The sequence below is a fragment of the Hymenobacter coalescens genome, assembly GCF_054783195.1.
In genome coordinates, this window is record NZ_BAAGRA010000016.1 from 619,214 (window position 1) to 637,939 (window position 18,726).

Here is an 18,726-nt window from a genome sequence, read left to right on the forward strand (position 1 = left end):
GAACCTTCGCCTGACGAAGACCAATCGTGCTAAGGCGGAGTACATTGCCGCGCAAGAGCGGCGGAAGGTGACCGAATGGGGACGGTTGGCAGTAGAAGATGCTATCGCCGCCTACGAGGCCCAACACGGCCGCATTCCCCTTCCCGACTCCCCCGCCCCCGCGAAGTAGGCAGGGGAGGGAGAGAGGGGGGTTATCTCACGCAGGCTTGCAACTCGGCCACCGTTTTCGGCCTGTTGGCGGCGGTGCGGTAGTACACCCGTTCGGGATGGTCGTGGGGCAAGCGCTTCAGGTACTCGGTGAGCGTGGCGGGCTTCAGCTGCTCGTTGAGCAGCGCGTGGTTGAGGGTGCGCGGGATCATGGCTAGCGGGAGAGTGAGCCCGGCTTCACCCAGGCGGTGTAGTACTTGTCGTATTTGGGGTCGTAGCGCTGAACCGGCACGCGGTCGGCCACCTGGCTGGCTTGGCGCCTGTCGCGTTGGGTGTCCTGCGGCTTGTGGTTGTTCACCCCGTTGCCCCGGTTGAGGTAGCCCACGTCGTAGCGCCGGTTGGGGATGGGACGGGTACGGGCGGCGGGCTCGGCCTTGCGCAGGCCCAGGACTTGGGCCCGGCCCATCACGGCCTTTTCGCTCCGCTCCAGGCGCTTGGCAACTTGCGAGTTGGCCAGGAATGGGTACAGGTCACGCAGCAACTGATCTTGTTGGGCGGTCCAAGTGTCCGGCCGCTCGCCTTTCGTTTTGCGGGGCATTACAAAAGCCGGCTTCGGGGGCACGGGGTTGCGCATGAAGCGGTCAACGACGAAGCCCGGCGCTTTGCTAAGCCCCATGTTGCCCGCCATGCGGCTCACCGCGTCGAAGGAGCGCTTCAGCCAAGCCGCGATAAACCGGGTTTGGTGCACCGGGAACCACCGCCGCAGCGCTTCTTTGTCGCGCGCCGTCCAGCCCCGGCCTTCGCCGCCGGTCAAGGTGCGGCGCATTTCCAGGGTTTTGGTCAGGCCCAGGTCGTTGGCGTGCGAGACGACGGCGGCGCGGGTGCGGCCCAGTTGCTTGGCCAGCTTGGAGGCGCGGGTGGTGGCGTACTTATCCCGCAGCAACGCGTCTTCCTCGGTGGTCCAGCGGCGCTGGGCTTGGGTGGTCAGCCCCAAGTCCTGCACGCGGTTGGTGACGGCGTGCACGGTGCGGGTGGGCAGCAGGGCGGTCAGTTGCTTGGCCGTCATGGCCGAGTAGTGCTCCCGGATGATGTCGTCTTCGGCTGCGGTCCAAGTGTTTAAGCGGGGCTTGGATACCCCCAGGCGCTGGGCCCGGCAGCAGACCGCCGTGGCCGGCACGCCGATGGTGGCCGCCAACTGTTCCGTGGGCACCGTGGGGTACAGTTCCCGGATCAGGGCATCATCGGCGTCGGTATACTTATGAGGCATGGTGGAGACGGTGTTAGGAGGTGTGGCAGTCGTTGCAAAAGCCGCAGCCGGTGGTGGGGTCGGGGCATGAGAGGGCGTCGATAGGCATTTGCTTCCAGATGGGGAGCACGTCGTACAAAGCCGCCGCCACACTAGCGCGGTAAAAAGACGGGTTGTAATCCCACCGTCCTTTGTGGAGGCGCTGGCAAATGCTGCTCAGCAGCTCATGCGGGTGGCGGGCCGGGGCGTCGGCCTCCACGGCCGGTACAGCCGTGGTGCCGACAATCGTTAAGGGGATGATGTCGCACATAAGGGGTCGGGTATGGCGTCCGTGATAAGGAGTTTGCGGGGCGTTCAGGCCGCTGGTTGAGCGAGTTGCTTCTTGCGGCCCTTCACCACCTTCACAAAGGCAGATGCGTTCTGGTGGCTCGGATAGGCGCTCCAGAGGGCGTCTACTTCCTCTTCGGTATCCGCCAAGAAGACTTCCCCGATGGCTTGCGGCAGCGTCACCACGTTGTCCATTTCCTCGGCCGGCGTGGCTTGGAAGCCGGCTACCTGCATCAGCCAGCCCAGCGGCAGCCGGTACACCTTGCCTGTGGCCCGCGTTTGGGCCATGCTGGCAATGCTGTACTCATCGAAGAACTTCTTCTTGGCTTCCTCATTCGAGCAGGTAGCGAAGGCCCGGCCCACCACTTGGTTGGTGTGCACGTTCAGCAGTTCCACGGTGGCTTTGTAGCGGATTTCCTGCCGTTCCTGCCCCTTCATGCCTACCATGTGGCCCGGCCGGCTGATGTCGTCGCAGGACACCACCACCGGCAGCAGGCCGATGGATACCCCGGCGAACGTCCATGCCTCAACGTGCACGTAGTTCTTGCCTTGGATATTGGTCGTCATGCCTTTGTCCTTCACCAGCTGACTCAGTTCTTCGGCCAGCGCCTTCAGGGAGGCGGCGTTGTTGAGCGTGTAGGCGGGGGCTACGACGCCCCCAACCTGCTCTATATCGGTCGTTGTATTCTTAGCCATGTCGTTACCGGGCTTGTTCGTGGCGGGCGTCCTGCTGTGCCCAGGAGGGGGTGCGGTGGCGGCGCTTTTGGCCTTCGAAGTGTGGCTTGGTGGCGCAGCTGGTGAGCAGCAGCGCGGCCACGATACCGCCGATGGCCAGCCAATTCAGCAAGGCCGTTTTCTTGCAGGCTTTGGCGTGACGCTTTATCCGCTTGCGGGTCAGCGGCACGTAGGGCGCGGTGGCGTCGTAGAGGAATAGCGGGTCGTAGGAGAGCTTAGCCATTGGTCACCTCCTCTCCGGTCTGGGTGCTGTCGGTGGGGAGGGCCGGGGCGGCGGGGAGAAGTCCCAGTAATTGAGGCACGTATACCTCCGCGTCGTGGGCCGCGTCTTTATCGCAGGCATAGGCCTCATTAATTTGGGCTTGCCATTCTTCCAGCTTGGCCCGCATCTCGCTAATCCAAGTCTCTTCCGATCCGGCGGCGGCTCCTTCCCCTACTACAGGGGAGGCAGAGCCCGCCGTACTCCACCCGTGGTGCCACATGAAGGCGCAGTAGGCCGCCACGTCACGCGGATCGCCCTTGGCAATGTGGTTCAGCAGTCCTTGCCGGCACTCATCTTCCCAGTCGGTTTGTAGCCAGTCGTCGGCGTGATAGCCATACTTTTCGCGGGCGGCCAGCAGCTTCGTCTGTAGGGCCGCGCCAAAGCATGAAACCAGATGCACAATCGAATCAGTAGAGGCGTTGCCCGCGATTGCCTGATATTTCTCGTTGCTCCACACCTCGCAGTAAGGCGAATCCGCCCAAGGCTTTACCAGCCAATCACCAACGCGCGCCACCATTTCAGGGATGCCCGGCAGCGTCACAGTACGCTCCTGCGGGTCGTAGCGCACCCCCAGGACGAAGCGGTGGGAAGGGTTGGGGTGCGGACCATCAAACCAATTATCCGTAACCTGGACGGCGGCTCCTCCTACAGGGGCGGGTACAGGGGAGGCAGAGCGAAGGGCGGCGCGGCGGTAAGCGCGGAGCAGGATGCGTACGTCTGCCTCACTTAGCACCACCCCGCCGTGAACGTAAGCCCGTTGGCGTAGCATCGCCATAAGCTCAGCCTCGTAGGCCAATTGGTCGGCCTCGGGGATGTTGCAAGCCAGCACCGAATCCAACTCCTCGTCAGCCTCCCAGAGCAGGGCGGCGGCTCCTCCTACAGGGGCGGGTACAGGGGAGGCAGAGCGAAGGGAGGTTTGCAGGAGTTGGTTTACCACTATTTCCACATCCTCCGCCTTGTATACCAAATCACCATCGGGGTCTCGGAACGGGTACACGGTCAGGCTATGCAGATAATCACGCGGCTCCATGTCAGCGACCGAGGCGGCGGCTCCTCCTACAGGGGAAGGGGCAGCGGCGCGAAGGGCGGTGAGGATGGCCGGGAAAGCATTTACCACGTTGGCAACGCCTGCTACAAATGCCGTTGTATTCGCGCTGGGCGAATAGCCCATGATGTCGCCATCGGCCGTGTAATAGGGCTCTGCGCTGAGGCAACGGAGCGAGACTGCGGGCATCAGAATTTTCAGCGCGTTGTCACTGGTCTGTACCGACTCTAGGACGGCGTAGCTGGCCCGGTGTCCGCGTGCTTCGGGCGTGCAAGTGGTGTGTCGAAGCGGCAGAAAAGGCTTCAGCGTGTCGGCCAGCGCCTGCATCTTGTCGAGTTCTTCAGTAGTCATGTCGTGTGTAGTTGGATGATGCAGACAGCGGCCGGCAGTCCGGCGGCCGCACGTCGGCGGGGTTTGGGTTTCACTTAGGCGGCGTGTTGTTGCTCGTCTGCGTCTGGCAGCGAAGCGTGTAATTCGTTGGGGTCAAGGGGGAAGCCGCCGCGGTAGGTCTTGGCTACCGTTTGGGCTTCGCTGGCCTTGTTGCGGGCACTCCAGGCGTCGGCGCATTTCTTCAGCAGCTGGGCCGGGCAGTCAATCAACCGGGCTTCTGTCAGCAGGCAGTCGGCCCGTTCGCTGGTCAGGCCGGCGCCCCACAGCACGGCGCTGCGGTACTCCGAGGCCAGCTGCTCCAGGCCGATCAGTTGCCAGTTGGTGGCGGCCGGCCCGTGCATGGATTCCAAGTCGGGCACGGTGCGCAGCGCGGCCTGGGCTAGCACGGCAATGCGGTTGGCCGCTTCCTTGCCGTGCATGGCCCGCAGGTAGGCCAACTGCCGTTCGGTGAAGTACTCCGCGAACTTGGTGCGCAGGTCGGCTAGCAGGGTGTAGGCGGGGTGCTTCATGGCTCAGGCGGTGGGCTTCAGGTGGGCGGAGAGTTTGGCGCGCAGCGTGGAGAGGTGGGCGCAGCAGCCGCCCGTGGGCACGGTTTCGGCTTGCTGGGTATCGACCAGGGCCCGGAGCGCGGCGCGTTCTTCGGGCTTGCCCGCGGCGGCCGTGTAGGCGGCGCGGGCGGCGGTTTCGGCGGGGCTTTGCATGGGGCTAGGTGGTTAATGGTTTTACATTCCCTTCCCCGCAGCACTTCTTGCATCGCAGCAGCCACTTGCCAGCGCCGGGCTTAATCTGCCCGCCACCTGGCTTGCTGTTAATTTGAAAGTGTCCACGTTGCGCGGCTACTTTCCGGCCACAGAGGAAGCAATCACCAGGATGCTGATTGCGCATGGCTCAGGGCGTTACCGTGGGGGTGAGGGCCCGGTGCAGGGCGTTGTAGCAGTCCAAGCGGGCTTGTTCGGTGCGCTCGGCCTCGGCTTGCAGGGGCTGCAGGAACGCCAGCGCGGCGGCGTGTCCTTCCAGGGTCAGGTAGCCCGAACGGGTGAGCTGCATCTGCAGGGCGCGGGCGGTCTGGAATGCGGCGTCGGCGCGGCCGGCCTCGTAGCTCAGGCGCTCCAGGTCGCGGCGGGTAGGGGTGGCGTCCATCGGGCTAGGCGGTTACTGGTTGGATGTATTCGAGCCCAAAGCCTCCAGCCTCTCCTTCGATGGAGACCAATACCCCTGATAGGCTGGGCACCCATGCGGGGGTGCGGGTCTTAGTGGTTTTGCCGCGCCAGAAGTAGGCTTCATGGCAATTCACTAGGCGTACTTCTGACCCTATCGGGTACTTGGCATTGAAGGCGTCGGCTTCAGCTTGCAGGCGCGCAAAAGCTTTCGTGTCCTTCCAGTACTTGCCTCGGTCTTCGTGTGCCTCAATGGCAGAGGCAGCGTCCTTTAGCCCCGCCAGACGGGCCTTCAGGTAAGGCCATATCTGGTTGTTGTCATAGCATTCGTAGAGGTCAGCCGCCAAGCGAGCCTTGGCCTGTCCTGCGGAGCGCCCCACGAACGTTCCATATCGCTCACCGCAGAAGAAGACCTCGTAAGCCTTCAGCGGACCAGTCAACACTTTCTTTGCCATCGGTACAGCGGCTTAGCGGGCTACTTCCATGCGTCCTTCGCGGGCGCGTTCCACTTCTTTGAGCACCACCGGCACCTCTTCCAGGTAGCGTGGCTCCGTGGCGGCCAGCTGCCAGTAGATGGTTTCCACGGCGTGCCAGGGCATCAGCAGCACGGCGCGCCAGTCGTAGCGGCGGCGTACCTCTTCCGTTTCCAGGGGGCAGGGAGTCGACTCCAGGCGGCAGAGCTGCGGGCCGGGGCCAGGTTGGGGGTGTGCGGGTTGTGCGTACATTTGCAGTGTTCTGTTGATGTGTGTGGTTGAGTTGGCGGCTCCGGTGTTCGTAGCACCGGGGCCGCTGTGGTTTTAGGCGGGGCGTTCGGCTTGTTCCAATTCAGCGCACCGGCGCATGTCGGCCAAGGCCAGGTCATTGCTCTCGTAGAAGCTCGCCGCCGAAACCGGAATGCCGGGGGCCGAGGCGCGGTAGATTTGCATCGCGGCAAACAGGGTAGAGGTGCGCTGCTCCAGGTCACGCCCGGCCTTCCCCGCCAGGGCCACCACCCAGCCGGCGCGGCAGTGCGTCGTGCCGCAGTAGGCGCCTTCCTCGTTCACCGCCTCGCTCTCGTGCCAGGACGACATGTTCAAGGCCCCGGGCTTGGACACTGCCGCCAGGACCTGCTGGTGGATGTTTGCGATGACCGGCACGGCCGGCAGTGCGCGCGGCGCGTTGTTTGACAAGCCGGAGCAGCCGGAGCAGTCGTAGCAGCCGTAGCAGTAGGAGCAGCGGGAGCAGTCGGAGCAGTAGGAGCAGTCGTAGCAGTCGTAGCAGTCGGAGCAGCCGGAGCAGCGGGAGCAGTCGGAGCAGCCGGAGCAGTCGTAGCAGCCGGTGTTAGTGGCGTTCTGGGCCGCGTAATCCGGGTGCTGCGCGGCAAACTCCGGCGAGACACCGTTTAGGGACGTGTCCTCGCGTTGTAGAAAATCGCGGAACGTGGGGTAGATGCGCGTGCTGTTCGTGTTGGCGGTGGGCATGGCTGGTAGGAGTAGGAAGGGTGAAGCGGTTGAGGGTTAGGCACCGGGGCCGCTGTGGTTTTAGGCTAGTGGAAGAGGCCAGCCCAGTACAGCAGGCCCAGCGTAATGGCGTTGGCAATGAGGCTGGCCCAGAAGTTGTTCTTGCCCTCCTTGGGCTTGCCGTGCTGGTTAGCCATTATCAGAAGCGAGCAGCCAGTAATGCACAGAATGATGATCTCAGCGGTGTTCATCGTGGTAGCGGTTAGGCGGCACCGGGGCCGCTGTGGTTTTAGGGTAGGGGGCTAGGCGCCCATTGTGACGCCGGTAACCGGGTCTAGCTTGAAGGATTGCCCGGCAAAGGCGGGCATCATCAGCGTCAGGAACTTGTCGAGTTGGTCGGGCGTGTAGAACTGCGGCGGGCCAACCACCACCCCGTTGGGCAGGCGCACCGTCGAGCTGCGTCGCATGGTGCCGTCCGCCTCAATCCATTCGTGCGACATGTGCACCGCCAAGCCGTGCTTTTGGGCGACTTCCTGCATGGCGTTGTGGAAGAAGCGCAGGGTGCGGTAGGCGGTGGGCATGGCTGGTAGGAGTAGGAGGGGTGAAGCCGTTGAGTGATTTCCGAAGTGTTGAACAAATGTATCCTATTATTCGGAATTAACAAGCATGATGTTTCCGATTAATCGGATTTATTTGACACGACTAAGCGGCTTGGGCTTGCGGTAGGTACCGCTCAGTCAGTACGCGCACCCCTTTGCCCGTTATCATGGTCTGGGCCTGCAGGTTGTTTTGCTCACTGCGTTGGGCCAGAACCCGCTGTTTGACAGTGAATAAGCCCGCGTCTATGTGCTTCTGATACGGCAGGTTGCTCCCGTCACTGATCAGGTACCCGTCCCGCCGCAGCCAGCGGAACATGATGGTGCGGCCCACGCCTTTGATGTTGAGCGTTTTGGCAAACTCACCTACCGATACCAGGTCTTTGGAGTCGGATACCGCCTGGGTAAAGGCAATGGCCGGGGCTGCTAGCGCCAATTCCTGTTCCAGCCGTTCCTTCTGCTCTACCTCTGCCAGCAACGCCGTCAGCGCTTCCTTATAGGTAGTAGGTAGCGCCGGCCGCGGTGCCTCAACTACGGCGCGCAGCTGCTTCTCGCACTCGATGAAGTAGCGACGGGCCTTGCGCCCTTGCTCATTCTTCTCGGTCATGGACAGCTCCTTTGCCATGTCGAGGGTAATTACGTAGTCAGTGGCTTGGCGCCCGCCGGTGCTTTCGCTCAAAATTGAGCAGAAGTCTACATTTTCCTCAAAGCACGGATACTCAGCCAGCTTACGCGCCCACCAGTCGGTGAACTTCGTGGGTACTTCCAAGTAATGATGTAGCCGGCGGGCCGATACCACGTCCTTGCCTCCTTCGCTTTTGTTGATTGGAATGAGCGCCTCCATGTTACTGGGCTTTGATGGTGAATGATTCTTCTAGCAGGGTTTCGATGACTTCGGCGGGGTGTTCTTCTACTGGGTCGAAGTATTGCTCGTCAAACCCCAAGCAGGGAATACCCGATAGATTGATTACCCATATCCCATAGAAAGCCCTGTACACTTCCGAGACAGTGTAGTGGGCACTCTTCTGCGGCACTTGAGGATAGCCTAGTGCCTTGTTTTCGGCGGGCTCCAGCCAATCGGAAGTAAGGGCTACCACGGCCTGTCCTACATGAAACTTCGGCGGCTTCATGCGGCTACAGGTTCAGCAATTTTGGAATACTCAGCGGCTACTTTCTGCAGGACTTCCAAAACTTCGAAGTCCACGGCCTTGCCCGTGCGGGCCCGGCGGATGCGCTCGGCGGTGAAGGTGGGCAGCTTCTGCCGCTGCCGCTCCATGTTCACCAGCGTACTATAGAACTGAGGCAGAGGCCCCAGCTTCGCCAGTTGCTCGTCGTAAATGTCCCTGCCAGGTGTTTTGTGGGCTGCCATAGGCGTGTGTTTTTATGGTGAAATGTTAGGATGTTTCCGAATGTTTCGTACTATTGTGTCGGACGAACGGCAACAGGACCGTTTATCCATCAGTAAACATACGGATATTATTCGGATTAATCCGAATAATCATACAAGAAAGTTTCAACACAACCCCGTCTCCTATGGAAACAACACCTGGTAAGCGCATCCAGCAATGGCGCGAATACAAGGGGTTGACGTTGGCGCAGATGAGCCGAGACTCCGGCGTCAAGGTCACCACGATTAGCACGGCGGAACAGCCCGGCGCTAGCAACCCCTCTTACGACACGCTCAGTAAGCTTATACTGGCGTACCCCGACCTCAACCCCGACTGGTTGCTGACGGGCAACGGCTCCATGCTCCGGGACGGCCGGGAGCTGACGCCGGCCCCGAAGCCGGACGCCCACCCCGAAGTCGCCCACCCCTCGCCAACCACCGTTACCATGCTGCCGGTCAGCACGGCCAGCGCGGTAGACGTAATGATGCTGCTAGAAGCGGAACGCCGCCGGGCCGAGCGCGCCGAAGCGGAAGCCGCCCGCGCCTGGGACTACGCCGATCGGGAGCGCCGCCGCGCCGACGTGCTGCAGAACGAAGTCATCCACAAGGTGAACCTGTACCTGTTCCCGCACGACGAAGACTCCCCCGAACCCGCGCCGCAACAGCCCGAGTCGGCACCCGCGGGAAAGGCCGACGCCGATAGTCTCGCAGCGGGGATGAATCCGAACACCGGCAAAGCCTACGTGAGCTTACCACCGCGCACCGCCGAAGGCAACGTGATGTTGTTTTCTGAGTGCGTGGTGCTGCAGCACCCGGCCCAACGTTCGGCCCACTCCCTGTCTATCGGTGTAGACTATTCGGACAGCGACGCAGCGTAGCCGGTTACACATCCGGTTACACAGCGTCGCGCCGACTAGTTAAGCTGCTGACAATGAATGCGCTAAAGAGGTAGGTTCGAATCCCTCCTCCTCTGCAAAAAGGCCCGTTCCCAGCTTGGGAACGGGCCTTTTTTATGCCCATGCTGCGCAGGGCTGGCGTTGGTCACAAAACTCAGTTGGTAGGCCCGCTATCGGTGCGCGCTTCCACAGTTGTTTGCACGGCGGGCGCTACGGCCGAGAGCAGGTCGTAGCCCGTGGCCTGTTCAATGGCGTCGACGGAGGTGCGGTAGGAGCCCCAGGTGGTGAGCAGGGCGTTGTCGTTGGGCGTGTCGATGGCAATGACGCGGGTGCCGGTGCTCACGCGGCTGGCGTCGGACGCGCCCTCGGGCAGCACCACGATGACTTTCCAGCAGCGCCGCGGCACCGTCACGCGGCCCGCGTCCAGCGTCGTTTTGTAGCCGGCCGAGCCCGTGCCGCCCGTCCCGTACGCGCCGGCGATGATGTAGAGTTCGTTGCCCTGCCCGACAAGTGTGCGGCAATACTCCTCCAGCGTTGCCCAGGTGCGCTGGTTGTTGTTGGGCGCCTGCGGCACCATGTTGCTCATCAGGAACGTGGCCGAGTTGTCCGCTACCGACGCAGTGCGGTCGGCCGAGGGGCACATGTGGCCCCGGTCGAAGCCCGAACCGGAGTAGCTGCTGGCGCCGGGGCGGTACCAGCCCGAGGGCAAGCTTTCATCAGCCCGAAAGTCGTCTTGCCGGGCGGCCGAGCCCAGCCAGGCCGAGCTCAGGTGCCACGACACCCAGTTCGGAATGCCCCGGTCGCGGTGGTACGACATGGCGTACTGGGGTTGGTCGAGCAGGTAATTCGCCGGCTTTGTGGCGTCGGCGGTGGCGCCGCTGGGGTTGCCCATAGTCAGGTGTTCCGGCAGGGCGGGAGCCGGCTTTTCGTCAGCACAAGCGTTGAGCAGCAGCGCAAGCAGTGCGGCAGTGGTAAAACGGATTGTTGCAGAGGGCATGGGAAAGCGGAGCGTTTACTAAACAAAGGTCAGGGAATTGCCCGGTTTTCGCCGTCTACGCCTGAGCTTGGTAAGTCGATGACTGTCTGCTAGATTCCCGTCGCCATCGCGGCAATGAAGCCGTTGGTTGAACTATTGGCGCTATGTATTGGTATTGGCCTAGGTATTAATACGGGTTAATGCGAGGTTTCTTTGCCAACTTTGCAACTCCGTGCCCCGCTCTACCTCAATTCCCTTTCCCGCCAAGCCCAGCGCATGACTGACCTGCTCTTCGACATCAACCTGCAGCAACTGCCGGACGATTTCCTGACGGGTGAATGGCGCGTGGCCGATCGGGTGCTGAACCAGACCGACCCGCACAGCCCGTTGGCGCTGGCCACCCACATGCGGCTCCAAGCGGGCCAACTGCAGCTGCAGGCCGCCAATGCGGAAGTGCGCAGCGGGCAGTGGACGGTGCAGCGCGATGCGCTGCTGCAGCGCCCATACCTGGAAATCCAGGTGGCTCAGGAGCAAAGCACCCGGGCCCTCATTACACGGCTGCGGCGTTCGGCCGACGGCCGCCAAAGCCAACTCAACCTGTACTTTCTGTCGGGCATGGAAGTGCTGCTCACCCAGCCGTGAGCCCCGCACTTTTTCTGCTCGCCGTTATGCCATGGTAAATCCCACTGAGACCAACACCACCAGCTACGAACGCTTGCAGGCCGCCGTCGAGGCGGCCGGGGTGGGCACCTGGGACTTCAACCCCGTCACGGACGAGTTGCTGTGGTCGGGCCGTTGCAAAGAGCTGTTTGGCCTGTCGGCCGAAGCACCCGTTGATTATAACGTGTTCTTGGCGGGCCTGCACCCGGACGACCGGGCTGCCACGGATACCGTGGTGCAGCAGGCACTGGACCCACGCGGCCTCGGCGAGTACGACATCGAGTACCGCACCGTAGCCCCCGACGGGCAGGTGCGCTGGGTGCGCGCCACCGGCCGCGCCTACTTCGACGCAGCCCGCACCCAGGCCGTGCGCTTCGTGGGTACTATCACCGACATCAGTGCCGCCAAGCGCCGCGACGACGAATACCGTTTCGTGGTGGAATTCATACCGCAGATGGTGTGGCTGACCGACCCCACCGGCTTCCATACTTTCTTCAACCAACGCTGGATCGATTACACGGGCTACACCGTGGAGCAAAGCCGCGGCACCGAAATGTGGAACCACCTGCTGCACCCCGACGACCAGGCGCGGGCCCGGCAGGTGTGGGGCCACTCGCTGGCCACCGGCGAGGACTACGAAATCGAGTACCGCTTCAAGGGACGGGACGGCATCTACCGTTGGTTTTTGGGCTTGGCCAAGCCCATTCGGGACGAGCTGGGGCAGATCACCCAATGGTTTGGCACCTGCACCGACATCGATGAGCAGAAGCAGGCCGATGCCGCCCTGCGCTCCAGTGAGCAGCGTTACGCGCTGGCCTCGCTGGCCACCAACGACGCCATCTGGGACTGGAACCTGGAAACCGACGCCGTGACGTGGAACGAAGCCATTCACCGCGTGCTGGGCTATGCGCCCGAAGCGGTGGAGCCAACCGCCGCGTGGTGGTACGCCCACATCCACCCCGACGACGCGCAGCGCGTGGAGCATAGCATCCACCAGGCCATCGACCACGGCGGCGTAACCTGGCAGGACGAGTACCGCTACCGCCGGGCCGACGGCACCTACGCTCAGGTAATGGACCGCGGCCACGTGGCCCACGACGCCACCGGCAAGCCCGTGCGTATGATCGGTGCCATGCAAGACGTGACGGAGCAGCGCGCCGCCGAGGCGGCCCTGCGCGAGCGGGAGGCGGAATTCACCACGCTGGCCGATAACATGGCCCAGCTGGCCTGGATGGCGCAGCCCGATGGTAACATCTACTGGTACAATAAGCGCTGGTACGACTTCACGGGCACGAACTTGGAGGAAATGCGCGGCTGGGGCTGGGAGAAAGTGCACCACCCCGCGCACCTGGAGCGGGTGCTGACCTTCGTGCGGGCCGCGTGGCCCGCCGGTCAGGCCTGGGAGCTGACATTTCCGCTGCGAGGCCACGACGGCGAGTACCGCTGGTTTCTGACCCGTGCCGTGCCCGTGCACGACCACGGCGGCCAGCTGGTTCGCTGGCTGGGGACCAACACCGACGTGACCGAGCAGAAACACCTGCAGGAGCAGCTCGAGCGTGCCTACTCCGATCTGGAAGCGAAAGTGACCTTCCGCACCCTCGACCTGGAACATCAGGTGCAGCAGTTGCGGCAGCAGTTGGGGGGGCAATAGCCCGCCGGCAGGTAATGCGCAGGCGCTTCTTGGTGGGGGCGCCTGCGTTGTTTTCGTAGCTTACGGCCTCTGCGCCGCCACCCATGAAAGAGCCTGCCGCTGCACCTGCCGCCGATACTGCCGAAGACCGGCAGCAGGAGCGGCGGTTTCTGGAAGGGCCCCGGTCGCGCCGTACCGAAGTACGTTTTCTGCTGGCGGTACTGTGGGAGTTTTTTCGGGGCATCCGTACCCTGCACTTCGTGGGCCCGTGCGTGTCGGTGTTCGGCTCGGCGCGCGTGCCAGCCGGGTCGCGCTATTACGAGCAGGCCCGGGCGTTGGGCGCGGGCCTGAGCCGCATGGGCTTTACCGTGCTGACGGGCGGCGGACCAGGCATCATGGAAGCCGCCAACCGCGGCGCGCGCGACGCCGGAGGGAGCTCCGTGGGGTTGAACATTGACTTGCCTCACGAGCAGGCCGCCAACCCGTACTTGGATAAGTGGATGATGTGCCGCTACTTTTTCGTGCGCAAGGTGTTGTTGGTCAAATATTCCTACGCCTTCGTCATCATGCCCGGCGGCATCGGGACCATGGATGAGTTCTTCGAGGCGCTGACGCTAATCCAGAACCGGAAAATCCTTGATTTTCCCGTGGTCGTCGTCGGGCGGGAATACTGGGCCCCGCTGGCCGCGCTGCTGGAGCAAATGGCCCGCCACGGCACCGTCTCGGCTCTGGATCTGCAACTGCTCACGTACACCGATTCGGTGGAAGAGGCGCTGGCCCACATCCAGCGGCACGCCGTCGACCGCTTCAAGCTGCGGGCCCGCCAGGTGCCAAAGCGGTTCCGGCTGTTTGGTGAATAACGCAGGGCAGGCCCGCCGGGGGCATCGTGCAACCCCTCGGGGGCGGAGGCTGTTTATGGGGTTATGACGAACCGTAGTTGCCTGTTGCTGCTGGGGCTGCTGACCATAGCCCTGCCCGCTGCCCGCGCCCAGCAGGTGCGCGTGGTGAAGCTGCCCGCTCTGCAGCAGTTGCTGGCGCGCCCCTCCGATACCACTTACGTGGTAAATTTTTGGGCCACGTGGTGCAAGCCCTGCATCGAGGAGCTACCGCACTTCGAGCAACTGCGCGCCCGGCAGGCGGGCAAGCCTGTGCAGGTGGTGTTGGTGAGCCTGGATTTCGCCTCGAAGCTGGACGCCAAAGTACGACCCTTCGTGCAGCGGCAGCGGCTGAAATCGGCGGTTTGGCTCCTCAATGAACCCGATCAGAACGCGTACATTGAGGCGATTGACCGGCAATGGTCGGGCGCGCTGCCCTTCACACTGGTGTTCAACAACCGCCGGCAGCACCGGCAGCGCTTCGAGCAGCCGCTGACGTTGGCTGAGCTGGAGGCGGCCGTCAAGGCCGTGCAAACGCCCTGACCTGAATCCCATCAACCCTTTATACCCCTCGCTTCGCATGAAAAAGCCTTTGCTCGCCCTGCTCAGCCTGCTGGCAGTGGTCTTTACGCTCAGCACGGCCTTCCGGCCGGCCGCCGAGGGCGGCTACCAGGTCGGCGACCAGGTAACCGATTTTAAGCTCAAGAACGTGGATGGCCGCATGGTTTCGCTGGCCGACAACGCCGCCGCCAAAGGGTACATCGTGGTATTTACGTGCAACACCTGCCCTTACGCGCAGGCTTACGAGGACCGCATCATCGCGCTGCACCGTAAGTATGCCGCCCAGGGCTACCCCGTGGTGGCCATCAACCCGAACGACCCGCAGGTGGTGCCCGGCGACTCGTACGCGGCCATGCAGCAGCGGGCCAAAAACAAGAAATACGGCTTCCCGTACTTGGTCGACGATACACAGGACGTAGCCCGCACCTACGGCGCTACCCGCACGCCGCATGTGTACGTGCTCCAGCGCGAGGGCCAAGCTTTCAAAGTGGCCTATATCGGAGCCATCGACAACAACACCGAAGACGCCAAAGCCGCTACGCAGCGCTACGTGGAGGACGCCCTGACGCAGCTTGTGGCCGGCCAGCCGGTGCAGACGTCAGCCACCAAGGCCATCGGTTGCACCATCAAGTGGAAGAAGAAGGCTTAATCAGCCGCGCCGATCAGCCCAACGCGCCGGAGCTCAGCCAGTTCCGGCGCGTTGTTGTTGGCACGGGTGGCGGATTCGGCACCGGGAAATCGGCAGCAGAGGCACGGCCGGAACCAGCAGCGCAGCGCCTGCAGCGGATTCCGGCACGAGCAGGCCGGCGGCGCTATGCTTCCCGCTGTACCTTTGCCCGCAGACATCAACCCGCTCTTTGCGCTTCCTGAATCATGACCAACAAGCTCTTCTCACTGCTGCTCGCGGCCAGCCTTCTGACGGCCTGCAACAGCAAGCCCACCAACGAAGCCGCCCAGCCCGAGGCGCCGACCACCGCCACGGCCGACTCGGCCGTGATTCAGCAGCCCACCGACGAGGTAGCGCGCCCCGGCACCGAAGGCGGTACCGGCGACCAAACCAACACCGGCTCGACGACCTACGTGTGTCCCATGGGCTGCGAGGGCAGCGCCAGCCAGCAGCCGGGCAAATGCCCGGTGTGCCACATGGCGCTGGAGAAAAAAAGCTGAGGCTCATCGGCTGAAGTGGCTGAGCCAACCCGGTGGGGACAATGGGGGTATGTTAGCAAACCGGTATTGCTTTTTTGTTACCCAACCCCCACGACCATGCACCAGCAAAACCAACTCCTGCTCGCGGCGCTCAACGCCTGCGTGGCCGCCTGTGAGCACTGCGTCGCTTCCTGCCTGCAGGAAGACGACGTGCAAATGATGGCTACCTGCATCGGCCGCTGCCGCGACTGTGCCGATGTATGCGCCCTGACGGCCCGCCTCGTCGCCCGCGGTTCCGAGCACGCCCAGCACCTGCTGCGCGAGTGCGCCGAGGTATGCCGCCGCTGCTACGAGGAATGCAGCCAGCACCACGACGAGCACTGCCGTGCGTGCGCCGATGCCTGCCGCCGCTGCGAAGAGGCCTGCCGCGCCGGCATGGCCGCTTAAGCAGGCCCCCGCACACGGCCCCGCATCACCGAGGGGGCGTGTGCGGGGGCAACAAGGCGGGGGCGATGCGGCCGCCTAGTTGAAAAATACTTGGTACTGGGCCACCACGGTGCTTCGGTCGCTGGTGCGGGCGGCTTTGCCGTCGGACTGCAGGGTGAAGATGGGGCGGTTCTGGTACGCCAGCGTGAGCTTGGAGGTATGGCCGGCCAGCAGCCAGTTCACGCCCACGTCGTAGTAGTTCATCGCGCCGTGCAGACGCTCGTAGCGGGCGTGCTGCAGGCTGGCGTAGGGCATGAAGGTAGTCGACCCCACGAGGTTGTCCTTCAGCTTGTAGCCCACTTGGGCGTAAAACGTGGTGCCGGTGCCGTAAGCCGGCCAGCCGTTGCCCCCGCCGTTCAGCACCTGGGCGGTCCGGGTGCCGTTGGCCGGGTTCATGGGCGCAGCATTGCGGACGTAGTTCGGGCCGAAATCCAAGTGCATTACCGACGCGTAGGCGCTGATGGCCGCCGCGCCGCGGGCCGTATCCAGCGGAGCGTCGTAGTAAGCGTCCACTCCGAACTGCTTCAGAGCGTTATAAAGCGTGTCGCGGCCGTTGGCAGCGCGGTACGCCATGGCCGAAGGCTGCACGATAAAGCCCGCGCCGAGGTTCAGCACGCGCTTTTTGCCCAGGTACGTGCCGTTCGTGTACGGCGTCAGGTTGGCCTCCTGGTCGAGAAACTGCCACATGAAGTAGCCCTGCGTCATGAGCTTGGCTGGCTTGGAAGAGAAGTTCGCGACGGGGTTGATGCCGTTGCTGTACGCCGGGGAGCGTTGGAAAGCCAGCGGGTCGGCCACCGAGAGGCGGTAATCGAGCTTGCCCAGCTTGCCCTTGGCGTAGGCGCCGAGCTTGCGGCCGAACTGGTCTTCTACGTCGATGACCGTTTCGGCGCCCAGCGGCAGATCCAGGCCCACGATGCTGCCCGTGGAGGAGGAGGTGAAGCGCGAGAGGCCGTTCCAGGCCGAGAGGCCCAGGCCTAACGCCAGCTTGTTTCGGACCACCGCGTATTCCCCGGTGGCGTCGTGCAGAAAGAACTCGGCCTTGCGGGCCGACAGCGAATTGAAGTTGTTCTGCCCGAACTGCGAGTAGATGAACACCCGGTCGGTGAGCTGGCCGAACATCTGTACCCGGAAGCGGCGGATGCCGAAGTCGGTGGTGTGGGGCTTGAGCGTGCCGTTGATGGTGGTGCCGGGGTTGCTCTGGTTGAAGCGGGCCCAGGCCTGGTTGAGCAGGGTGAACTTGACGTAGCGGCTGCCGTCGGCGTTGAGGGCCAGCTTGCCATCCTTCAGGAAAAACGTGGGCAGCGCGGCCGCGGCCGGCTGAATCTGGGGCTGAACCTGGGCTTCGGATTGAACCTGGGCTTGGGCGCTACGGCTGCCGGCTGCCAAAAGCGGAAGCAGGGCAGCGGCGCGCCACCAATATTGCAACATGCAAGGGGTACTTGGGTGGAAAAACAAACGCCGACCCGAGCCACGGTCACCCACGACCACGGCCCAGACCGGCGGCGAAGCGCGGCGCCTTTGCCCGCGTGTTGGGCAGCAACAGGCGGGCAAAGGCGCGTAACAACGGGCAAAAATATTGTAAGTCGGCCGGATTAATCCTGTACGGACGAAGCGGCACTGCCCCGCTAGCTTTGCTGTTACCCAGGCAGTCCGGCGTTCGGGCTGCTAACCTGCTGACTGTTCACCACATGAAAACGTTGCGCTTCACCACCACTATCAATTGCCAGAATTGCGTGCGCGCCGTCACGCCCGTGCTCAACGAGTTGGCTGGCGCCGGCAATTGGCAGGTAGACACCGCCGCGCCCGAAAAAGTGCTCACCGTACACTCCGACTCGCTCACGCCCGAGCAGGTGCGCGCCGCTGTCGCAGAGGAAGGCTTCGAGGTAAAGCCGGCGTAACGGCCGGGTACCCCCCCGGCAGCGCGGGCCTTCCCTCTAATCAGAGTAAAGCCCGCGCCGTCGGGGGGCGCGCGGCGCGGCACGTTCAGCCTGTCATTACTGGGCCGGGCTGTGGCAGGGGTCGGGCGGCGCGGCACCACCAGCCTTTTGCGGGTGCTGATCGGCCGGGTGGTGCCGCTTGTCCCACCAGATGTAGGCCGCAAAAATGAGCAGCCCCACACCCGATACCCACAGCAGCCCGGTTTTCAGCCGGTCGCTGTCTTGGCCCAGGTAGGCCAGCAGCCCGATCAGGGGCATGATGGCCACGGCCGTCACGCCGATGAAGCGCCAATAACCCATGCACGTGATGCCGACCACGAAGCTGGTCGCGTCGTTGGAGATGATGGGCGTGAGGCGGGCGAGGGCCACGGCCCCCAACCCGTAGCGGTCCACAAAATCGGCTACTTTTTGCTCCGTCTTCTCTCCCAACAGCTGGATGATAAACGATTCACCGAGGCTTCGCCCAATCCAGTAGCCGATGGTGGAAGCCGTTAGCACCCCCACCCAGGCCAGCAGGGAGCCCCACCACGGCCCGTATGCCAGCACCGCTACCAGGATAAGCAGCGCGTTGTTGATGACGATGAGAAACATCTGCGCCACCATGGCCAGCACCAAGACGATCGGCCCCCAATAGCCGAACTGCTTCACCCAAGCCGCTACCTGCTCTTGCTCGCCGCTGCGCAGCGCCTGCCAGGCCTGCTGCACCTGTTCCTGAAAAGCCGGCCACAGGAAGTAGCAGGCGCCCAACGAGCCAATGATGCCCAGGGAAATGTACAGTGGTAGGCGGGTAAAGTGGGAGCGGTTGGCCATGTAAGTAGAAGCGGGTAC

At 63.3% G+C, this 18,726-nt stretch carries 29 protein-coding genes; 9 read left to right on the top strand and 20 right to left on the bottom strand.

Annotated features, from left to right (window positions below):
• Window positions 1-191 precede the first annotated feature (191 nt).
• The 17 genes from ACYVKQ_RS14160 to ACYVKQ_RS14240 form a co-directional block, all read right to left on the bottom strand.
• A complete protein-coding gene (locus ACYVKQ_RS14160; RefSeq protein ID WP_460675997.1) occupies window positions 192-359 on the bottom strand; it encodes a hypothetical protein in 168 nt (55 codons plus the stop codon).
• Between the two features lie 2 nt (window positions 360-361).
• Window positions 362-1,414 (bottom strand): hypothetical protein, encoded by a 1,053-nt coding sequence (locus ACYVKQ_RS14165; RefSeq protein ID WP_460675998.1) that lies wholly within the window; start codon window positions 1,412-1,414, stop codon window positions 362-364.
• A gap of 13 nt (window positions 1,415-1,427) precedes the next feature.
• Window positions 1,428-1,703 (bottom strand): hypothetical protein, encoded by a 276-nt coding sequence (locus tag ACYVKQ_RS14170; RefSeq protein ID WP_460675999.1) that lies wholly within the window; start codon window positions 1,701-1,703, stop codon window positions 1,428-1,430.
• Window positions 1,704-1,747: 44 nt separating this feature from the next.
• On the bottom strand, window positions 1,748-2,416 hold the full coding sequence (locus ACYVKQ_RS14175) for a hypothetical protein (RefSeq protein WP_460676000.1): 669 nt from the start codon (window positions 2,414-2,416) through the stop codon (window positions 1,748-1,750).
• 4 nt (window positions 2,417-2,420) lie between these two features.
• Window positions 2,421-2,678 (bottom strand): hypothetical protein, encoded by a 258-nt coding sequence (locus ACYVKQ_RS14180; protein ID WP_460676001.1) that lies wholly within the window; start codon window positions 2,676-2,678, stop codon window positions 2,421-2,423.
• On the bottom strand, window positions 2,671-4,113 hold the full coding sequence (locus tag ACYVKQ_RS14185) for a hypothetical protein (protein WP_460676002.1): 1,443 nt from the start codon (window positions 4,111-4,113) through the stop codon (window positions 2,671-2,673). The genes ACYVKQ_RS14180 and ACYVKQ_RS14185 overlap by 8 nt, the downstream gene beginning before the upstream one ends.
• 74 nt (window positions 4,114-4,187) lie before the next feature.
• On the bottom strand, window positions 4,188-4,661 hold the full coding sequence (locus tag ACYVKQ_RS14190; protein ID WP_460676003.1) for a hypothetical protein: 474 nt from the start codon (window positions 4,659-4,661) through the stop codon (window positions 4,188-4,190).
• Window positions 4,662-4,664: 3 nt separating this feature from the next.
• Window positions 4,665-4,853, bottom strand: a complete 189-nt coding sequence (locus ACYVKQ_RS14195; protein WP_460676004.1) for a hypothetical protein — start codon at window positions 4,851-4,853, stop codon at window positions 4,665-4,667.
• Window positions 4,854-5,040: 187 nt separating this feature from the next.
• Window positions 5,041-5,292, bottom strand: a complete 252-nt coding sequence (locus ACYVKQ_RS14200; protein WP_460676005.1) for a hypothetical protein — start codon at window positions 5,290-5,292, stop codon at window positions 5,041-5,043.
• A 4-nt stretch (window positions 5,293-5,296) separates the two neighbouring features.
• Window positions 5,297-5,764, bottom strand: a complete 468-nt coding sequence (locus tag ACYVKQ_RS14205; protein ID WP_460676006.1) for a hypothetical protein — start codon at window positions 5,762-5,764, stop codon at window positions 5,297-5,299.
• A gap of 12 nt (window positions 5,765-5,776) precedes the next feature.
• Window positions 5,777-6,034 (bottom strand): hypothetical protein, encoded by a 258-nt coding sequence (locus tag ACYVKQ_RS14210; RefSeq protein WP_460676007.1) that lies wholly within the window; start codon window positions 6,032-6,034, stop codon window positions 5,777-5,779.
• Window positions 6,035-6,106: 72 nt separating this feature from the next.
• Entirely contained in the window at window positions 6,107-6,769 is a 663-nt protein-coding gene (locus tag ACYVKQ_RS14215; RefSeq protein ID WP_460676008.1) for a hypothetical protein, read from the bottom strand.
• 65 nt (window positions 6,770-6,834) lie between these two features.
• On the bottom strand, window positions 6,835-6,999 hold the full coding sequence (locus tag ACYVKQ_RS14220) for a hypothetical protein (protein ID WP_460676009.1): 165 nt from the start codon (window positions 6,997-6,999) through the stop codon (window positions 6,835-6,837).
• A gap of 51 nt (window positions 7,000-7,050) precedes the next feature.
• Window positions 7,051-7,329 carry a hypothetical protein gene (locus ACYVKQ_RS14225; RefSeq protein WP_460676010.1) on the bottom strand — a complete coding sequence of 93 codons (279 nt, stop codon included), beginning with the start codon at window positions 7,327-7,329 and terminating at the stop codon, window positions 7,051-7,053.
• Window positions 7,330-7,450: 121 nt separating this feature from the next.
• Entirely contained in the window at window positions 7,451-8,188 is a 738-nt protein-coding gene (locus ACYVKQ_RS14230) for a phage antirepressor KilAC domain-containing protein (RefSeq protein ID WP_460676011.1), read from the bottom strand.
• Window position 8,189: 1 nt separating this feature from the next.
• Window positions 8,190-8,474: a hypothetical protein gene (locus ACYVKQ_RS14235; protein WP_460676012.1), complete on the bottom strand. Its 285-nt coding sequence runs from the start codon at window positions 8,472-8,474 to the stop codon at window positions 8,190-8,192.
• On the bottom strand, window positions 8,471-8,713 hold the full coding sequence (locus tag ACYVKQ_RS14240; RefSeq protein ID WP_460676013.1) for a hypothetical protein: 243 nt from the start codon (window positions 8,711-8,713) through the stop codon (window positions 8,471-8,473). Before ACYVKQ_RS14240 ends, ACYVKQ_RS14235 begins: the two co-directional genes overlap by 4 nt.
• A gap of 164 nt (window positions 8,714-8,877) precedes the next feature.
• Here ACYVKQ_RS14240 and ACYVKQ_RS14245 point away from each other — a divergent pair, with 164 nt between their 5' ends.
• Window positions 8,878-9,609 (top strand): helix-turn-helix domain-containing protein, encoded by a 732-nt coding sequence (locus ACYVKQ_RS14245; RefSeq protein WP_460676014.1) that lies wholly within the window; start codon window positions 8,878-8,880, stop codon window positions 9,607-9,609.
• 172 nt (window positions 9,610-9,781) lie between these two features.
• Here ACYVKQ_RS14245 and ACYVKQ_RS14250 read toward each other — a convergent pair whose 3' ends face one another.
• On the bottom strand, window positions 9,782-10,624 hold the full coding sequence (locus tag ACYVKQ_RS14250; protein WP_460676015.1) for a DNA/RNA non-specific endonuclease: 843 nt from the start codon (window positions 10,622-10,624) through the stop codon (window positions 9,782-9,784).
• A 255-nt stretch (window positions 10,625-10,879) separates the two neighbouring features.
• Here ACYVKQ_RS14250 and ACYVKQ_RS14255 point away from each other — a divergent pair, with 255 nt between their 5' ends.
• The 7 genes from ACYVKQ_RS14255 to ACYVKQ_RS14285 all read left to right on the top strand — a co-directional run bounded on the left by ACYVKQ_RS14255 (window position 10,880) and on the right by ACYVKQ_RS14285 (window position 15,922).
• Window positions 10,880-11,245: a hypothetical protein gene (locus tag ACYVKQ_RS14255; protein WP_460676016.1), complete on the top strand. Its 366-nt coding sequence runs from the start codon at window positions 10,880-10,882 to the stop codon at window positions 11,243-11,245.
• A gap of 31 nt (window positions 11,246-11,276) precedes the next feature.
• On the top strand, window positions 11,277-12,914 hold the full coding sequence (locus ACYVKQ_RS14260; protein WP_460676017.1) for a PAS domain-containing protein: 1,638 nt from the start codon (window positions 11,277-11,279) through the stop codon (window positions 12,912-12,914).
• An 83-nt stretch (window positions 12,915-12,997) separates the two neighbouring features.
• Complete coding sequence (locus tag ACYVKQ_RS14265) at window positions 12,998-13,753, top strand: LOG family protein (RefSeq protein WP_460676018.1); 756 nt, start codon at window positions 12,998-13,000, stop codon at window positions 13,751-13,753.
• A gap of 63 nt (window positions 13,754-13,816) precedes the next feature.
• Complete coding sequence (locus ACYVKQ_RS14270) at window positions 13,817-14,311, top strand: TlpA disulfide reductase family protein (protein WP_460676019.1); 495 nt, start codon at window positions 13,817-13,819, stop codon at window positions 14,309-14,311.
• A 37-nt stretch (window positions 14,312-14,348) separates the two neighbouring features.
• The gene (locus tag ACYVKQ_RS14275) at window positions 14,349-14,978 is read left to right on the top strand and encodes a thioredoxin family protein (protein ID WP_460676020.1); all 630 of its coding nucleotides are present in this window, start codon (window positions 14,349-14,351) and stop codon (window positions 14,976-14,978) included.
• Between the two features lie 224 nt (window positions 14,979-15,202).
• Window positions 15,203-15,496: a heavy metal-binding domain-containing protein gene (locus ACYVKQ_RS14280; RefSeq protein ID WP_460676021.1), complete on the top strand. Its 294-nt coding sequence runs from the start codon at window positions 15,203-15,205 to the stop codon at window positions 15,494-15,496.
• Window positions 15,497-15,592: 96 nt separating this feature from the next.
• The gene (locus tag ACYVKQ_RS14285) at window positions 15,593-15,922 is read left to right on the top strand and encodes a four-helix bundle copper-binding protein (protein WP_460676022.1); all 330 of its coding nucleotides are present in this window, start codon (window positions 15,593-15,595) and stop codon (window positions 15,920-15,922) included.
• Window positions 15,923-15,997: 75 nt separating this feature from the next.
• Here ACYVKQ_RS14285 and ACYVKQ_RS14290 read toward each other — a convergent pair whose 3' ends face one another.
• Window positions 15,998-17,347, bottom strand: a complete 1,350-nt coding sequence (locus ACYVKQ_RS14290) for a hypothetical protein (protein WP_460676023.1) — start codon at window positions 17,345-17,347, stop codon at window positions 15,998-16,000.
• 302 nt (window positions 17,348-17,649) lie between these two features.
• On the opposite strand from ACYVKQ_RS14290, the gene ACYVKQ_RS14295 reads away from it, so the two are divergent.
• On the top strand, window positions 17,650-17,859 hold the full coding sequence (locus tag ACYVKQ_RS14295) for a heavy-metal-associated domain-containing protein (protein WP_460676024.1): 210 nt from the start codon (window positions 17,650-17,652) through the stop codon (window positions 17,857-17,859).
• A 96-nt stretch (window positions 17,860-17,955) separates the two neighbouring features.
• Here ACYVKQ_RS14295 and ACYVKQ_RS14300 read toward each other — a convergent pair whose 3' ends face one another.
• Window positions 17,956-18,708 carry a TVP38/TMEM64 family protein gene (locus tag ACYVKQ_RS14300; RefSeq protein WP_460676025.1) on the bottom strand — a complete coding sequence of 251 codons (753 nt, stop codon included), beginning with the start codon at window positions 18,706-18,708 and terminating at the stop codon, window positions 17,956-17,958.
• Between the last annotated feature and the right edge of the window lie 18 nt (window positions 18,709-18,726).

Bases quoted from the DNA above. Each gene is read 5' to 3' on its own strand.
- ACYVKQ_RS14275 (WP_460676020.1), top strand. From the start codon at position 14,349: ATGAAAAAGCCTTTGCTCGCCCTGCTCAGCCTGCTGGCAGTGGTCTTT.
- ACYVKQ_RS14220 (WP_460676009.1), bottom strand. From the start codon at position 6,999: ATGAACACCGCTGAGATCATCATTCTGTGCATTACTGGCTGCTCGCTT.
- ACYVKQ_RS14235 (WP_460676012.1), bottom strand. From the start codon at position 8,474: ATGAAGCCGCCGAAGTTTCATGTAGGACAGGCCGTGGTAGCCCTTACT.
- ACYVKQ_RS14245 (WP_460676014.1), top strand. From the start codon at position 8,878: ATGGAAACAACACCTGGTAAGCGCATCCAGCAATGGCGCGAATACAAG.
- ACYVKQ_RS14185 (WP_460676002.1), bottom strand. From the start codon at position 4,113: ATGACTACTGAAGAACTCGACAAGATGCAGGCGCTGGCCGACACGCTG.
- ACYVKQ_RS14205 (WP_460676006.1), bottom strand. From the start codon at position 5,764: ATGGCAAAGAAAGTGTTGACTGGTCCGCTGAAGGCTTACGAGGTCTTC.
- ACYVKQ_RS14200 (WP_460676005.1), bottom strand. From the start codon at position 5,292: ATGGACGCCACCCCTACCCGCCGCGACCTGGAGCGCCTGAGCTACGAG.
- ACYVKQ_RS14300 (WP_460676025.1), bottom strand. From the start codon at position 18,708: ATGGCCAACCGCTCCCACTTTACCCGCCTACCACTGTACATTTCCCTG.
- ACYVKQ_RS14230 (WP_460676011.1), bottom strand. From the start codon at position 8,188: ATGGAGGCGCTCATTCCAATCAACAAAAGCGAAGGAGGCAAGGACGTG.
- ACYVKQ_RS14270 (WP_460676019.1), top strand. From the start codon at position 13,817: ATGACGAACCGTAGTTGCCTGTTGCTGCTGGGGCTGCTGACCATAGCC.
- ACYVKQ_RS14190 (WP_460676003.1), bottom strand. From the start codon at position 4,661: ATGAAGCACCCCGCCTACACCCTGCTAGCCGACCTGCGCACCAAGTTC.
- ACYVKQ_RS14255 (WP_460676016.1), top strand. From the start codon at position 10,880: ATGACTGACCTGCTCTTCGACATCAACCTGCAGCAACTGCCGGACGAT.
- ACYVKQ_RS14285 (WP_460676022.1), top strand. From the start codon at position 15,593: ATGCACCAGCAAAACCAACTCCTGCTCGCGGCGCTCAACGCCTGCGTG.
- ACYVKQ_RS14240 (WP_460676013.1), bottom strand. From the start codon at position 8,713: ATGGCAGCCCACAAAACACCTGGCAGGGACATTTACGACGAGCAACTG.
- ACYVKQ_RS14165 (WP_460675998.1), bottom strand. From the start codon at position 1,414: ATGCCTCATAAGTATACCGACGCCGATGATGCCCTGATCCGGGAACTG.
- ACYVKQ_RS14180 (WP_460676001.1), bottom strand. From the start codon at position 2,678: ATGGCTAAGCTCTCCTACGACCCGCTATTCCTCTACGACGCCACCGCG.
- ACYVKQ_RS14215 (WP_460676008.1), bottom strand. From the start codon at position 6,769: ATGCCCACCGCCAACACGAACAGCACGCGCATCTACCCCACGTTCCGC.
- ACYVKQ_RS14260 (WP_460676017.1), top strand. From the start codon at position 11,277: ATGGTAAATCCCACTGAGACCAACACCACCAGCTACGAACGCTTGCAG.
- ACYVKQ_RS14250 (WP_460676015.1), bottom strand. From the start codon at position 10,624: ATGCCCTCTGCAACAATCCGTTTTACCACTGCCGCACTGCTTGCGCTG.
- ACYVKQ_RS14175 (WP_460676000.1), bottom strand. From the start codon at position 2,416: ATGGCTAAGAATACAACGACCGATATAGAGCAGGTTGGGGGCGTCGTA.
- ACYVKQ_RS14210 (WP_460676007.1), bottom strand. From the start codon at position 6,034: ATGTACGCACAACCCGCACACCCCCAACCTGGCCCCGGCCCGCAGCTC.
- ACYVKQ_RS14225 (WP_460676010.1), bottom strand. From the start codon at position 7,329: ATGCCCACCGCCTACCGCACCCTGCGCTTCTTCCACAACGCCATGCAG.
- ACYVKQ_RS14280 (WP_460676021.1), top strand. From the start codon at position 15,203: ATGACCAACAAGCTCTTCTCACTGCTGCTCGCGGCCAGCCTTCTGACG.
- ACYVKQ_RS14295 (WP_460676024.1), top strand. From the start codon at position 17,650: ATGAAAACGTTGCGCTTCACCACCACTATCAATTGCCAGAATTGCGTG.
- ACYVKQ_RS14170 (WP_460675999.1), bottom strand. From the start codon at position 1,703: ATGTGCGACATCATCCCCTTAACGATTGTCGGCACCACGGCTGTACCG.
- ACYVKQ_RS14265 (WP_460676018.1), top strand. From the start codon at position 12,998: ATGAAAGAGCCTGCCGCTGCACCTGCCGCCGATACTGCCGAAGACCGG.
- ACYVKQ_RS14160 (WP_460675997.1), bottom strand. From the start codon at position 359: ATGATCCCGCGCACCCTCAACCACGCGCTGCTCAACGAGCAGCTGAAG.
- ACYVKQ_RS14195 (WP_460676004.1), bottom strand. From the start codon at position 4,853: ATGCAAAGCCCCGCCGAAACCGCCGCCCGCGCCGCCTACACGGCCGCC.